This is a genomic window from Novosphingobium sp. Chol11, from assembly GCF_945870625.1.
Lineage (GTDB): Bacteria > Pseudomonadota > Alphaproteobacteria > Sphingomonadales > Sphingomonadaceae > Novosphingobium.
Genome location: NZ_CAMBTS010000085.1, coordinates 1 through 13,989, shown reverse-complemented (window position 1 = coordinate 13,989; position 13,989 = coordinate 1). Strand labels below are relative to the sequence as shown.

Here is a 13,989-nt window from a genome sequence, read left to right as displayed (position 1 = left end):
CTCGGCGATCAAGCCCAGGACCTGCGCGATGCGGTTTCGCGAGGCATCGGGGATCCGGGGGTCGGCATAGTCGAATGCCGCAGCCGCAGGGATCGCCGCCGGTTTCGGGTTGATCGCCGGCGGCTCAGAATCTGCACCGCGCGGCTGAGAATCCCCGAACACCTTCTGAAAATAGCGCAAGATTGCATGGTCGCCATCTTCGAAACTTATCCGTCTCCGGTCAAGTGAAGCAAACCTTAGCGTCAGCCCAAATCCCGTGAGCGGCTCTGCGCCGCCTGTTCAAACCGCCAGCGCAAGGCCGAACGCGCGGATCTGGGACCTGAAACAATTGGGTACGCGGCCTTCCGGGGCATCGCTCAGCGTGGCGCAAATGGCTCTGATCTTGCTGGTGACCCCTACGGGAATCGAACCCGTGTTTCAGCCGTGAGAGGGCCGCGTCCTAACCGCTAGACGAAGGGGCCGAGCATGGGCTTGACCGACCGCAAGACCGGCAAAACCCTGGTGACCCCTACGGGAATCGAACCCGTGCTTCAGCCGTGAAAGGGCCGCGTCCTAACCGCTAGACGAAGGGGCCAAGTAGGTTTCACGAGGCAGGCCGCGCAGTTAGGGCGGCGGTGCCGATGCGTCAAGCCCCAGATTCAGGCAAGCGCCAGCATTGCCCTTTAATCCGCAAATGCGGCATCATCGACATGCAGCTCCGCCGCCGGGCGGCTGCCCCAATCGTCGATCCGCGCGCGGCCCGCGAGCCACAGCTGACGTCCGCGCGTGCCGTGCAGCAAGGTCTGGCCCAGTTCGCTTTGTGCGGCGCGAAAGGCGATGGCTTTGAACGAGCGGCCGTCGCTGCCGCTGGCGATCATGCGCACATGGTCGGTGCCGACCAGATCGCACTTGACCAGCCGCACTGGCCCCACCGCTACGCGCGGGCCGGGCCAGCCCATGCCGAACGGCCCGGCCTGTTCGAGTGTTTCGATGAGATCCGGGGTCAGTCCGCGCGGGGTCAGCGACAGGTCGAGCAGCAAGGATTGCCCGGTTCGGCCAAGGCTGACTTCGCGGGCGAGGCGCTCATCCAGCCACTCGGCAAAAGGGCCAAGCATCTCTGGTGCGATTGTCAGCCCGCAGGCCATGGCGTGTCCGCCGCCTGCTTTGAGCAGGCCCGCCTCGCGCGCGGCGATTACGGCGGCACCCAGATCGACCCCGGCGATGGAGCGGCCGGAGCCTTTGCCATTGCCGGCTTCGTCCCCCTCCAGCGCGATGACGACCGCAGGTTTGCCAGACTTTTCCTTGATCCGGCCGGCCACGATGCCGATCACCCCGGGATGCCAGCCGCGCGCCGCCAGCACCAGCACGGCGCGGTTGTGCTGGGCTGCCATCTGCGCCTCGGCCTCTTCCTGAACGATCTGTTCGATGGCGCGCCGCTCATCGTTGAGGCGGCAAAGCTGCGCCGCGATGGTGCGCGCTTCGTCGGCGTCCAGCGTGGTGAGCAGGCGCACGCCGAGCCCGGCATCACCCACCCGCCCGGCGGCGTTGATCCGGGGACCCAGCGCAAAGCCGAGGTCGCTGCAAGTTGGCGCGCGGTTCAAGCGGCTGGCGTCGATCAGCGCGGCGAGGCCGACGTTCTGGCGCTGCGCCATGATCCTCAGGCCCTGCGCCACGAACGCCCGGTTCAGCCCGCGAATTTGCGCGACATCCGCTACGGTGCCCAGCGCCACCAGATCGAGCAGCGCCATCAGATCGGGCGCGGCCCGGCGCTCGAAAAATCCCCGCCCACGCAGCGTTCGCAGGGTGGCAACGCCCAGCAGAAACGCGACGCCCACCGCAGCGAGATGGCCGAAGGCGGCGGCTTCGTCGTCCTCGTCCAGCCGATTGGGATTGACCAGCGCGGCCGCGCGCGGCAGCTCTGCGCCACATTTGTGATGATCGACCACGATCACCTCCGCCCCGGCTGCTGCGGCGGCGGCCAGTGCCTCATAAGCCATCGCTCCGCAATCGACCGTGATGATCAGCTGCGCCCCTTCGTTTTTGAGCCGCACCAGCGCCTCGCCCGAGGGGCCATAGCCTTCGAGCAGCCGGTCGGGGATATAGGCGCGCGCAGCGATGCCCAGATCGCGCAGCATGCGGATCAAGAGCGCCGCGCTGGTCGCGCCGTCGACATCATAATCGCCATAGACCGCGATGGCCTGGCCAGCCTCCACCGCATCGGAGAGGCGCGCGGCGGCGGTGTCCATATCGCGAAAGATCGAAGGATCGGGCAGAAATGCGCGCAAGGTTGGGCGGCGCTGGCGCTCTAGATCGTCGCGCGCCACTCCGCGCGAGAGCAGCAACTGATCGACCAGGTTATCCAGCCCGCCTTCGCCCTTGATCTCCATATTGCCGCCGCGCCAGTGCCAGGCGAGGCCGGAGATGGACGAGGCGATGGCGGTAACAGGGATCATCGCTGGGGCGCTAACGCATAGCGGCGCGGGGGGGAAGGGCTGCGCGCAGGCTGTCCGCGCAATTACCGCGATTGACAGCGCGGTTGCTGTTATGGTGCCATAGGGTAGCGTGCCGTTCGCAGCCTTTGCGGCGGGAGCGCGGCGGCACAGCAAGGGAGAACGGTGCTATGGATCATCGCGCGATTGGACTGCTCGTTCTGGCAGGGGCGGGCGCGGCTGCGGTTGCTGGAATAGTGGCCGCGCAAACTTCCGGGCCGATCGCGCGCTATGAGATGCGCGCCGGCACGACATCGGGCCTCGGGGGCATGGCCGGCATGCGCGGCGGCGGCATGGGCGCGATGATGGCCATGGGCATGGGCGGGCGGCCTGCTCCGCAGCATGAACTGCTCCTAGAGTTGGGCTCAAGCCGCGCGGCAACCGGCGCTCCCAAGGCAGATCACTTCATGCCGGCCGGTGCCAGGCTTGGCACCTCGGTTGCGCTCAGCACCCCGGTCAAAGCACCCGACGGACCCGATGAACCCGAGGTCCGCGATTTTAAGCGACCGAAGGGGCGGATGCTGATCTTCTGGGGCTGCGGCGAACATGCGCCGGCCGGGCAACCGGTGGTAATCGATTTTGCCAAGCTGGCGGCTGGGCAGATGCCGCCGGGATTGTGGTCCAGCGCAGTGCCGCGCGAGCGCACTGTGAGCCCGCAGAGCAGCAAGACTTATGGCAGGTGGCCCTCTGACGACGGTAAGTTTGTGAAGCCTGAGAGCTCGTTGCTGGGCGATCACCGGGTGGCGAGCACTTATGCGCCCGCCATGAACTTTACCTTGACCAAGGACTTCATGGGCGCGCTCAGCGCATCCTCGATGGCGCAGCCCAGCGGGGCGATCTTGCTGCGCTGGAATCCGCTGATGGGCGCCACCGGCTTTCATGCCTCGCTTTTCGGCGGCAAGCAGGGGCCGGGGGGCACGATGGGCGATATCGTGTGGTGGTCATCAAGCGCGACCCGCGAATTCGGCGGCGGCCTGTCAGACTGGCTGTCACCCGCGACGGTGGCCAAGTGGTCGCGAACAAGACCGTGCTGGGGCCGCAGAGCAGGACCTGCCTGGTTCCGGCCGAAGTGAAAGCCGCATCACCGCAGTTCCAGATGGCGACGCTTTCGGCCTTTGGGCCGCAGGAGGATTTTGCTTTTCCGCCCCGGCCCGCCGATCCCAAAGCGCCGTGGAAGCTGGAATGGACTGCGCGTATCCGCCACCGCTCGACCACAACCTTGCTGCTGGGCATGCCCGGGATGGACGGCATGGGGGACAGCGAAGATCCCCGGTCCGGACGCCGGGCATCACCCGATTGCCAGCAAAAGCCCAAGCGCCGGGGCCTCGGCGGGCTGGGGGGCTTGATGGGCGGGATGCTGGGCGGCGGCGGCAGTAGTGATGGAAACGGCTGCTGAACGACCGGGCGCTTCTGGTGATCTGGCATAGCCGGACCGGCGCCGCCGAGGCGATGGCGCGCGCGGCGGCCAATGGCGCTGCGCTGGATTGCACCGTGCGGCTGGTGGCGGCGCAAGACGTGTGCGCGGACGATTTACTGGGGGCGGGTGGAGCCCTGTTTGTCTGCCCCGAAAACCTCGGCACGATGTCGGGCATGATGAAGGATATGTTCGACCGGCTTTACTATCCGCTGCTCGGGCTGATCGAAGGGCGCGTTTATGCCACGGCAATAGCAGCGGGTTCGGATGGAAGCGGCGCGCAGGCGCAGATCGACCGGATCGTCAAAGGATGGCGCTTGCGCCGCGTTGCCGATCCGCTGGTGATCAACCTTGGCGCGCAGACCCCGGCGCAGATCCTGGGTGCGAAGACACTGTCCGATAAAGCGCTGAATCAATGTCACGAATTGGGACAAGCACTCGGGGCGGGGCTGGCATTGGGTATATATTGATCGGAATGCGCCGAACCTCGGGTGGAATAGACCCGAATTGGAGGTAAAGGACTCGACGTGCGGGTCTGCTTGATGCCAAGCTTGGTCCTGTCAGGGGGGCGGGTCGTTTGGTCATCGAACATAATGCAGGCTGCGAACCGCTCGCCGCGTTGTTGTTCGAAGCAGCGGCGCGTCCTGACGCGCAAGCCTTGGCGGCCTTGGCCTTGCAGTCGGGCGAATTTTCGCTGGTCGAGGGCGGTGTTGCAGGAGCGCCGTTCGGCTGCACCGAATTGCTGTGCGAGGGCTTGACCATCGATCTTGACGGACTTGCGCCCCGGGAAGCGTGCCGCCCCCCCGATTACGCCCACATTGTGGCTTTGCCGCCAGACTTCGACCCTGCTGGCCTTGCGGCGCTCACGTTCGCTCCGGGGCCGCATCTGGCGGGCGCGCAGCATCTTTTGCCAGTGGTGCGTGTCGCGGCCGGGTTGGTGCTCAAGCTGGCCCCGCTGGCCGGTTTGCGCGCGATCATCTGGCATCCTGCGCGCACGATCATGTCCCCAGCGTGGTTTGCGGAATCGATTGGCATCTGGCTCGCCGGCGGACCGTTTCCGGCAATGGCGCTGACTGCGCTGATCCGGCGCGAGCGCGGGTTCGATAGCGAAGGGCTCGCGTTTCTGGTCGGCCAGGAATTCTCGCTTCAGGCCAAGGGCGAAGCGCCCAGCCGCGAAGATAGCCGCATCGCTGTGCGGCTGACCGACTGGCTGGTGGCGCATGGGCGGGTCGATGCCGCGTGCGAAGTCGTGCTGACCGGCGCGGGCGCGGTGTGGCTCGAACCTGCTGGGCAGGACAGGCTTAACGTCAGGGTCCTGTGAATTCACGACCTCTGCAAAGGTTTCATTGATCTTCGTTTGCGACACTGAAGCTATGATCAGTGATGGGTTTCCCTTGCGGGCGCACATTCCCTTTCGTTCGGTCAATGTCCCGGGAAAGTCGGGATACAAAGCCGGATTGCAGCGCCATCATCTTCTGCCGCGCCAGCTGCTAGGCCGCCGCGCGTTCACCCGCATGATTGCCGCGATCGGGCCGGAGCGGATCGGATTTCATGATTTTCGCCGCAATGGGTTGCTGCTTCCGGCAACCGGGCAGGGCGCGCAAGCCATCGGGCTGCCGCTTCACCGGGGCCCGCACAGCACTTATTCCGAAATGGTCATCGAGCGGTTTGGCCAGATCGAAATGGGTTGGAGCCGGACCCGGCGCGCCGATGATGAACTGGCCGCGCTCGAAGCGCTGATGCGGCTCGATCTGTTGCAGCGCGCGCTGCGTCGGCGCATGCTCAGCCCGCCCAAAGGCGAGGAGATCGTGCTCAATCGCCGCGATCCTGCGCTAGACTATAGCCACCTCGACCGGATGGCCGAGGTGCTGTGGCATGCCACCGACAGCAAGCTCTCGGTCAGGGTGCAAATGGCGCGGTGTTCGTGCTGAGTTCGGCGACGGCTTCGCGGTACTGGCTGGTCAAGGTCGCCACGCGTTCGGCCACCGTTTCCACCTTGTCGACCGCGCCAACGCCCTGGCCCGAACCCCAGATATCCTTCCAGGCCTTGGCCTTGGTATTGCCGCCTGAGCCGAAGTTCATCGCTGAGGGATCGCTGACCGGCAGGTTCTGCGGATCGAGCCCGGCATTGATGATCGAGGATTTGAGGTAATTGCCATGCACCCCGGTGAAGAGGTTGGAATAGACGATGTCATCAGCGCTCGAATCGACAATGGCCTGTTTGTAGCCCTCGTCAGCGCGCGCTTCTGCGGTGGCGATCCAGGCCGAGCCGATATAGGCGAAATCCGCGCCGAGCGCCTGCGCCGCGAGGATCGAACGGCCATGCGCGATGGCGCCCGATAGCGCGACGAGGCCGCTGAACCAGCTGCGGATTTCCTGCATCAGCGCAAACGGCGATAGCGCGCCGGCATGGCCGCCTGCGCCAGCCGCAACCGGGATCAGCCCATCCGCGCCCTTTTCGATCGCCTTGTGCGCAAACTTGTCGTTGATCACATCGTGGAGCACGATGCCGCCCCAGCCATGCGCGGCCTGAAAGATATCCTCGCGCGCGCCGAGCGAAGTGATCAGCATCGGCACCTGCCACTTGGCGCAGAGCTCCATGTCTTCTTCGAGGCGGTTATTGGTCTTGTGCACGATCTGGTTGACCGCGAAAGGGGCCGCCTGCGACTCTGGATGATCACGGTTGTGCGTGGCCAGCTCTTCGGTGATCTGATGCAGCCATTCGTCGAGTTGGCTGATCGGGCGGGCATTGAGCGAGGGGAAGCTGCCGATGATGCCCGCCTTGCACTGCGCGATGACGAGTTCGGGGCCGGAGATAATGAACAGCGGCGATCCGATGACCGGCAGGCGCATATTCTTGAAGAGCGGGGGCAGGGACATCTGTGAGGCTCCGATTTTAAGCGAGCGGTTAAATGGGCTTTAGCAGGCCGTGTTGGGCTGTCAAAGGGGATTGATCACCTCGAGGGGCGGGGTGCGGTGCAGCGCGACCCAAAACCCCTCCCGCAAGCGGCGAGGGGAGAGGTGCGCAACAGTCCCCCTTCTGCTTTCGGGAGGGGGCAGGGTGTGTTTCAGGCCGCAAGAACGTGTTCGATGCCGTAGACCCGCGCTGCATTGCCCGCGAAGAGCGCGCGCTTTTCTTCCGCTGAGGCACCGTGGGCGAGGCGCTTGAAGGTGTTCCACAGCACCGGATAGGTCGCGCCCCAGCGGTCGACCGGGTAGTTGCTTTCGAACATTCCGCGCGCCGGGCCAAAGGCGTCGATGCAGGTTTCGATGTAGGGGCGCCACATCGCGGCGAGCGTTTCCGAGCCGATCCCGGCCGCCGGCCCCTGTTCGGGCATGCCGCAAAACGCCATGGCAAGGCCGCCGAGCTTGACCGAGACATTGGGGCACTGCGCCAGTTCGAGGATATTGGCGCGCCAGACGTCGAAGCGTTCATGCAGCTTGCCTTTGTAAGGCCCGGTATTCAGCGGGGTGCCGCAATGATCGAGCACGATGGGCTGATCGGGGAACGCACGCGCCAGCGCGATCACATCGGGCAATTGCGGCTCAAGCAGCCAAGCATCGAAGGTGAGGCCCATTGCGCCTAGATGTTTGAACCCGGCGCGGAAAGCATCGCTGCCATAAAGACCCTGCGGCGCATGGAAAGGTGCGCCCAGTACATTGGGATCGGCATCCCATGCGCCTTGATGGCGGATGCCGCGAAAGCGACCGTTGCCTGCCGCTATCAGGGCTTCGAGCACGGGCACCGCTGCGTCGCCCAGCGTCATGTCGGCGTGGCCGATGATCCCTGCGCAAGGCCGGTAAGCGCCATAGAGCCCGCTCGCGCCTTGCGCGGCGACGCCGTTCACGAATTCGACTTCGCCGACAGGCTTGAGCGCCGAATCGGCCCCTTGCCGGTAGAAGGCGCCGCATTCCATGAACACGGTGGCGATCACGTTGTGGCCGCTGTGGGTATCGGCGTGGAGCGCATCGAACGTGTAATAGGCCGCAGGCACCAGCGTTTCGATGAACGGGTGATGCGGTTCTGGGAAGGCCCCGATCATCGGCCGCAGATCCCACAAGTGGTGGTGTGGATCGATGATGGGCAGGTCAGGCTCGATGATGGCTTCAGGCATGAAAACTCCCGCTTGGCTGGGCCTCAACCGGGCCGTTGCGCGCACTATGGCAAAGCGGCAGGCACAAGCCAAGCAGGAGTGTCTGGCCCGGATCAGCCAGCCGCGTTGGCCGCGCTGAGGATCGCGCGGACGCTGGCGGTGGCGACGTCTTCGTCGATGCCCACACCCCAGACCACACGGCCACCGGGCAAAGCGCATTCGACATAGGCGGCAGCGCGGGCGTCGCTACCGGTTGAAAGCGCGTGCTCGGCATAATCGCGCACATCGAGCGCGATGTCGAAGCTCTCGTGCAAGGTGGCGACGACCGACGAGATCAGCCCGTTGCCGCGGCCCGAGACCGAGCGGACTTCGCCGTCGACGGCGATCTTGCCAGCGAAGACGCGGGTGCCATCGGGCGCGCGGGCCTCCTCGTAGTCGACGAGGGTGAAACGCTGCTCACCTTCAAGCTTGTAGGTCTTCTGGAACACACCCCAGATATCGCTGGCCTGCAGTTCGCGGCCCACTTCGTCGGCAAGATCCTGCACGTGGCGCGAGAAGTGTGCCTGCATCTTCTTGGGCAGTTTGAGGCCCTGATCCTGTTCGAGCACCCAGGCAAAGCCGCCCTTGCCGCTTTGCGAATTGACCCGGATGACCGCTTCATAACTGCGGCCGAGATCGGCGGGGTCGATCGGCAGGTAGGGCACGGCCCAGAGCTCGTCGTTCTGGGTCTCGCGCGCGGCGAAGCCCTTTTTGATGGCATCCTGATGACTACCGGAAAAAGCGGTGAACACCAGTTCGCCGCCATAAGGATGGCGGGGGTGGACTGGCAGCTGGTTGCAATACTCGACCGTCTGGATCACCTCGTCGATGTCCGAAAAATCGATCTTCGGATCAATCCCTTGGGTGTACATGTTGAGCGCGAGGGTGACGAGGCAGCAGTTGCCGGTGCGCTCGCCATTGCCGAAAAGGCAGCCCTCGACACGGTCAGCGCCTGCCATCAGCCCAAGCTCGGCGGCGGCCACGCCGGTGCCGCGATCGTTATGCGTATGCAGGCTGATCACCGCCTTTTCGCGGCCGGGCAGATTGCGGCAGAAATACTCGATCTGATCGGCATAAATATTGGCCGTCGCGGCTTCGATCGTGGCGGGCAGATTGAGGATGATCGGCTTCTCGATTGTAGGCTGGAGGACGTCCATCACCGCCTCGCAGCACGCGATGCTGAAATCGAGCTCGGCGGTGGAGAACGTCTCCGGGCTATACTCGAAATGCCAGTCGGTCTGGGGGAAGCGCGCCGCAGAATCGCGCAGGAAGGTGGCCCCGGCGCGGGCGATTTCCTTGATCTCGGATTGATCCATGCCGAACACGACCTTCCGCCAGAGCGGCGAGACCGCGTTGTAGACGTGGACAATCGCCTGCTTGGCCCCGGCAAGGCTTTCGAACGAGGTTTTGATCAGATCCTCGCGCGACTGGGTGAGCACCTGAACAAAGACGTCCTCCGGAATCCGGCCCTGATCGACGAGGCCCCGGATGAAGTCGTATTCGGTTGCCCCCGCGCTGGGAAAGCCGACCTCGATCTCCTTGATGCCGAGGCGCAGCAGCAGATCGAAAAAGCGCGACTTCTTTTCACCGTCCATCGGATCGATCAACGACTGGTTGCCATCGCGCATATCGGTGGAGAGCCAGCGCGGCGGCGCGGTGATGGTGCGGCTGGGCCATTGGCGGTTTTCCAGCGGCACTTGCGGGAAGGGGCGGTACTTGACCGAGGGGTCTTTGAGCATGGACATGAGGTGCACTCTAAGCTGGATGTATTGCGATGCTGCGATATTGTCCCCTGTGCGCAGTGCGCGGCGGAGGGACCGACGCGTCAGCTCACGCCCAGGGGCGGATAAGTCGCAGGGTAAGGTCCAAAGGGCCAGACATGGCGAAAAGCTATGGTGAAAGGCGGGAAGCTTGTCCACAGTGAAAGCGAGCAGCACTGCAACTGCGTGCGGGAGAGAGCGATGCCGAACACCGTCGAACCTTATAGCTTTATAGTGCCGCAAGCCGCGCTGGACGATCTCCATGCGCGGATCGATAACGCGCGCTGGCCCGAACGCGAAGCGGTCGACGATTGGTCGCAGGGCGTGCCGCTCGCGGCCTTGCGCGCGTTTGTCGATCAGTGGCGGCATAGTTATGACTGGCGGAAGTGCGAGGCGTGGATCAACGCGGCTGGGCTCTCCACCACCACGATTGAAGGGGCGGCGATCCGCTTCCTGCATATCCGCTCACAGCATGCCGATGCTGCGCCGCTAATTCTGACGCATGGCTGGCCGGGCTCGATCCTGGAATTTCGCGGCTGCATCGCGGCGTTGACCGACCCTGAGGCGCATGGCGGCAGCGCGGCGGATGCGTTTCATCTGGTGATCCCGTGCCTCCCCGGCTTTGGCCTCTCAGGCAAGCCCGAACGCGCCGGGTGGAACGTCGAGAAAATCGCGCTGGCGTGGGGCGAACTCATGGCGCGGCTGGGTTACGCCCGCTGGTATGCGCAGGGTGGCGATTGGGGGGCGCTGGTGACTACGCAGATCGGCTTGCAAAAGGTGGCTGGTTGCGCGGGCATCCATCTCAACATGCCCATCGCGCGGCCGCTGCCCGAGGATATGGTCGATCCAGATCCTGATGCACTCAAAGCGATGGCCGCGCTCAAGCATTATCAGGATTGGGATTCGGGATATTCCAAGGAGCAATCCACCCGGCCGCAGACCGTTGGCTATGCGCTGGTCGATTCGCCGGTTGGCCTGGCCGGCTGGATTTACGAGAAGATGTGGGCGTGGACCGACAACAGCGGCATGCCCGAAGACGCGCTGAGCACCGAAGCGATGCTCGATAATCTGATGCTCTATTGGCTCACCGCCGCCGGGGCCTCTTCGGCGCGGCTTTATTGGCAGAGCTTTGCCAGTTTTTCCGCGCAGGACCTCGACCTGCCCGTGGCCGCAAGCGCGTTTCCCAAGGAAGTCATGCCAACCCCGCGCAAATGGTTTGAGCGGCATTGCAGCAATTTGGTCCATTGGGGCACGATGACCAAGGGCGGGCATTTCGCGGCTTGGGAGCAGCCCGAAGCCTTTGTTGCTGAGCTTCGAACCGCTTTTGCCAAGATGCGCTGAGCTACTTCTTTTCGAACGCGATCGTGATGTTGAGGGGGACTTCATCGGACACGAGCGGCACGATGAAGTTCATGCCGAAGTCCGAGCGCTTGATCGTTGTGAAGCCGACAAACCCGATCGTGACGGCACGATTCATGACGTTAGTCCCGGCACCGAAGAATCGCGCTGAAATGGACACTGGCTTGGTCACCCCGTTCAGCGTCAGGTTTCCATTGATCGTCGCGCTTATGCCGTCCGGTGCAGGAACGACGCTGGTCGAAACAAAGGTGGCATCGGCAGGAGCGGGGCCAAAGAAGTCAGGCTTGGCACCAGCGGCTGGCGCGCGCAGCAAGTGTGCGGTGAGCTCAGGGTTGACGGTGACGATCTTGCTCACCGGAATGGTGGCGGTGACCTTTGCGGCGGCAAGGTTGGCGGGATCGATGATCAGCGTGCCGCTGACGTCGCCGAAAAGGCCGAAATAAGGGTTGAAGCCAAGGTGATTGACCTGCCAGCCGATCAGCGAATGCGACGGATCAGCAGCATAGGTTCCCGCTGTCACGCCCTTGGGGTCCATCTTCCCCGGGGCTTCCATCGGCATTTGCGCAATCATCGGCGCAGCCGCGGCAGCAAGCGCGAGCGGGAGAACGAACTTGGCGGCTTGGGCAAGACTGGGCATGTTCGGGGCTCCTGATGGTCGGCAAAGATGGCATGTGCCCAGCGACAATGGCAGAGTGGCCGGACGCAGGCAAGCGCCGAGCGCGTTTTCGCGCCTCAGCCGCAGCGCATCGCGGCGATCTCGTTGCGCTCATCCAGAATGATGTTGAGCCGCGCCGGATTGAAATCAAGCGTCACCGGCTGGCCCGGAGCGATCCAGCGGACCGGGGCGTGCCCGGCGGCAGATTCGATGGCTTTGCGCAGCAGCGGCACCGCCACAGCACCGATGAAGCGAGCGACCTTGTCAGTCCCGCAGGAACTTGCTTCGGCGGTTTCTTCGGGCTGGCTGTCTCTGGGCTGGCCACCGCCGAGGTTGGTGCTGCCTGTGTTGGCGCAGCAGATCGATTGGGTGACGCCGGGTCCCCGCAGCTTGCCAGCAGCAACAGGAACAGGCTTGATCCGCGCGTCAGCGCGGTCCCGGTCATCATCGCACGTCGCCCCTAAACTATCCCCAAAATGGAGTTAGTTCATTCGCGGGATTTGCACCAGACCGTTTATTTGGGGCAACTAAGTATATGAATAAATGGGCTGTCCCTTAAGGACAGCCCGTGCTTGACTGCTTTAGTTCTTGGCCTTGTCGACCAGTGCGTTCGCGCCGATCCATGGCATCATCGCGCGCAGCTGCGCGCCGGTTTTCTCGATCGGATGCGCGGCGGCCGCTTTGCGCGCAGCCTTCAGTTCGGGCTGCCCGGCGCGGTTGTCGAGCACGAACGATTTGACGAAGCGGCCCGATTGGATGTCAGCCAGGACGCGCTTCATCTCGGCCTTGGTCTCATCGGTGATGATGCGCGGGCCGGTGGTGATGTCGCCGTATTCGGCGGTGTTCGAGATCGAATAGCGCATGTTGGCGATGCCGCCTTCATAGAGCAGATCGACGATCAGCTTGGTTTCATGCAGGCACTCGAAATAGGCCATCTCAGGCGCGTAACCGGCCTCGACCAGCGTCTCGAACCCGGCCTGGATGAGGTGGGTGATCCCGCCGCAGAGCACGGCCTGCTCGCCGAACAGGTCGGTCTCGCACTCTTCCTTGAAGTTGGTCTCGATGATGCCTGAACGGCCGCCGCCGACGCCCGAGGCATAAGCAAGGCCGACATCGTGCGCATTGCCGGTGGCATCCTGATGCACCGCGATCAGGCACGGCACGCCGCCGCCCTTGACGTATTCCGAGCGCACGGTGTGGCCGGGGCCCTTGGGCGCGATCATGATCACGTCGATATCGGCGCGCGGTTCGATCAGGCCGAAGTGGACATTGAGGCCATGCGCGAAGGCGAGCGCCGCGCCAGGCTTCATGTTGGCGTGGAGGTCTTCGGCATAGATCGCGGCCTGATGCTCATCGGGCGCGAGGACCATGAGGATATCGGCCCAGGCGGCAGCTTCCGTGTTGCTCAGCACCTTGAAACCAGCGGCTTCGGCCTTCTTGGCGGTGGCGGAACCTGCACGAAGCGCGATGGCCACCTCCTTGACGCCGCTGTCGCGCAAGTTCTGCGCATGGGCGTGGCCCTGCGAGCCATAGCCGAGCACGGCGATCTTCTTGCCCGTGATGAGGTTCAAGTCGCAATCGGCGTCGTAGTAAACTTTCATGTCGTTCCCGTTCTCGATGTCATTGGTGAAAGGCGAAAAGTTCAGGCGGCCAGCGCGCCGCGGATCATGCCGACGATGCCGGTGCGGCCAACCTCGACCAGCCCCAGCTCCTTCATCAGGCTGACGAAGCTGTCGATCTTCTCGGGCGCGCCGGTCAGTTCGAATACGAAGCTGGCGGTGGTGGTGTCGACCACTTTGGCGCGGAAGATTTCCGCCACGCGCAGCGCCTCCACGCGGCTGTTGCCAGTGCCGGAAACTTTGACTAGCGCCAGCTCGCGCTCGACGTATGGGCCGACTTCGGTGAGATCGACGACCTTGTGTACCGGGACCAGCCGTTCGAGCTGCGCGTGGATCTGGTCGATCACTTCGGGCGGACCGTGGGTCACGATGGTGATCCGGCTGACCGCGTGGTTGTCGGAAATGTCCGCCACGGTCAGGCTGTCGATGTTATAGCCGCGCGCGGTGAACAGCCCGGCGATCTTGGCCAGAATGCCCGCCTCATTGTCGACGGTGATGGTGAGGACGTGGCGCTCCTGCGCCAATTGGTCGATCTGCGTCATGATCCTGTCCCTTACACCAGCGCCTTGGCGGCGTCGTCC

General features: G+C 64.1%; 14 protein-coding genes, 2 tRNA genes and 1 pseudogene. 6 read left to right on the top strand and 11 right to left on the bottom strand.

All coding sequences use genetic code 11. The annotated features are described in order from the left end of the window. The 4 genes and pseudogenes from Q0O40_RS12365 to recJ form a co-directional block, all read right to left on the bottom strand. A pseudogene (locus tag Q0O40_RS12365) lies at nt 1–180 on the bottom strand (hypothetical protein); the annotation flags it as partial. Nucleotides 181–386: 206 nt separating this feature from the next. Next, nucleotides 387–461: transfer RNA gene (locus Q0O40_RS12360), tRNA-Glu, on the bottom strand. Between the two features lie 38 nt (nt 462–499). Continuing rightward, nucleotides 500–574: transfer RNA gene (locus Q0O40_RS12355), tRNA-Glu, on the bottom strand. 88 nt (nt 575–662) lie between these two features. After that, nucleotides 663–2,432 carry a single-stranded-DNA-specific exonuclease RecJ gene (gene recJ / locus Q0O40_RS12350; RefSeq protein ID WP_295530217.1) on the bottom strand — a complete coding sequence of 590 codons (1,770 nt, stop codon included), beginning with the start codon at nt 2,430–2,432 and terminating at the stop codon, nt 663–665. A 167-nt stretch (nt 2,433–2,599) separates the two neighbouring features. On the opposite strand from recJ, the gene Q0O40_RS12345 reads away from it, so the two are divergent. From Q0O40_RS12345 to Q0O40_RS12325, 5 genes are all read left to right on the top strand, one after another. Continuing rightward, nucleotides 2,600–3,541, top strand: a complete 942-nt coding sequence (locus Q0O40_RS12345) for a hypothetical protein (RefSeq protein ID WP_295530214.1) — start codon at nt 2,600–2,602, stop codon at nt 3,539–3,541. 23 nt (nt 3,542–3,564) lie between these two features. Beyond that, nucleotides 3,565–3,864, top strand: coding sequence for a hypothetical protein (locus tag Q0O40_RS12340; protein WP_295530211.1), 300 nt, complete (start codon nt 3,565–3,567; stop codon nt 3,862–3,864). Between the two features lie 17 nt (nt 3,865–3,881). Then, complete coding sequence (locus tag Q0O40_RS12335; RefSeq protein WP_367183746.1) at nt 3,882–4,352, top strand: flavodoxin family protein; 471 nt, start codon at nt 3,882–3,884, stop codon at nt 4,350–4,352. Nucleotides 4,353–4,459: 107 nt separating this feature from the next. Then, nucleotides 4,460–5,203, top strand: coding sequence for a hypothetical protein (locus tag Q0O40_RS12330; RefSeq protein ID WP_295530208.1), 744 nt, complete (start codon nt 4,460–4,462; stop codon nt 5,201–5,203). 52 nt (nt 5,204–5,255) lie between these two features. Then, entirely contained in the window at nt 5,256–5,813 is a 558-nt protein-coding gene (locus tag Q0O40_RS12325; RefSeq protein ID WP_295530205.1) for an AHH domain-containing protein, read from the top strand. Here the strand turns inward: Q0O40_RS12325 and Q0O40_RS12320 are convergent. From Q0O40_RS12320 to leuA, 3 genes are all read right to left on the bottom strand, one after another. After that, a complete protein-coding gene (locus Q0O40_RS12320) occupies nt 5,782–6,762 on the bottom strand; it encodes a nitronate monooxygenase family protein (RefSeq protein WP_295530204.1) in 981 nt (326 codons plus the stop codon). The genes Q0O40_RS12325 and Q0O40_RS12320 overlap by 32 nt on opposite strands. Nucleotides 6,763–6,950: 188 nt before the next feature. Then, nucleotides 6,951–7,997 carry an amidohydrolase gene (locus Q0O40_RS12315; RefSeq protein ID WP_295530201.1) on the bottom strand — a complete coding sequence of 349 codons (1,047 nt, stop codon included), beginning with the start codon at nt 7,995–7,997 and terminating at the stop codon, nt 6,951–6,953. 92 nt (nt 7,998–8,089) lie between these two features. After that, on the bottom strand, nt 8,090–9,760 hold the full coding sequence (gene leuA / locus Q0O40_RS12310) for a 2-isopropylmalate synthase (RefSeq protein ID WP_295530198.1): 1,671 nt from the start codon (nt 9,758–9,760) through the stop codon (nt 8,090–8,092). 216 nt (nt 9,761–9,976) lie between these two features. Here leuA and Q0O40_RS12305 point away from each other — a divergent pair, with 216 nt between their 5' ends. Continuing rightward, the gene (locus Q0O40_RS12305; protein ID WP_295530195.1) at nt 9,977–11,116 is read left to right on the top strand and encodes an epoxide hydrolase family protein; all 1,140 of its coding nucleotides are present in this window, start codon (nt 9,977–9,979) and stop codon (nt 11,114–11,116) included. Between the two features lies 1 nt (nt 11,117). On the opposite strand, the gene Q0O40_RS12300 is transcribed toward Q0O40_RS12305, so the two are convergent. The 4 genes from Q0O40_RS12300 to ilvN all read right to left on the bottom strand — a co-directional run bounded on the left by Q0O40_RS12300 (nt 11,118) and on the right by ilvN (nt 13,950). Further along, the gene (locus Q0O40_RS12300) at nt 11,118–11,669 is read right to left on the bottom strand and encodes a YceI family protein (RefSeq protein WP_295530192.1); all 552 of its coding nucleotides are present in this window, start codon (nt 11,667–11,669) and stop codon (nt 11,118–11,120) included. Between the two features lie 197 nt (nt 11,670–11,866). After that, nucleotides 11,867–12,151, bottom strand: coding sequence for an I78 family peptidase inhibitor (locus Q0O40_RS12295; protein WP_295530220.1), 285 nt, complete (start codon nt 12,149–12,151; stop codon nt 11,867–11,869). Between the two features lie 219 nt (nt 12,152–12,370). Beyond that, entirely contained in the window at nt 12,371–13,390 is a 1,020-nt protein-coding gene (gene ilvC / locus Q0O40_RS12290; protein WP_295530189.1) for a ketol-acid reductoisomerase, read from the bottom strand. A 41-nt stretch (nt 13,391–13,431) separates the two neighbouring features. Then, nucleotides 13,432–13,950 (bottom strand): acetolactate synthase small subunit, encoded by a 519-nt coding sequence (gene ilvN / locus Q0O40_RS12285; protein ID WP_295530187.1) that lies wholly within the window; start codon nt 13,948–13,950, stop codon nt 13,432–13,434. Nucleotides 13,951–13,989: the final 39 nt, after the last annotated feature.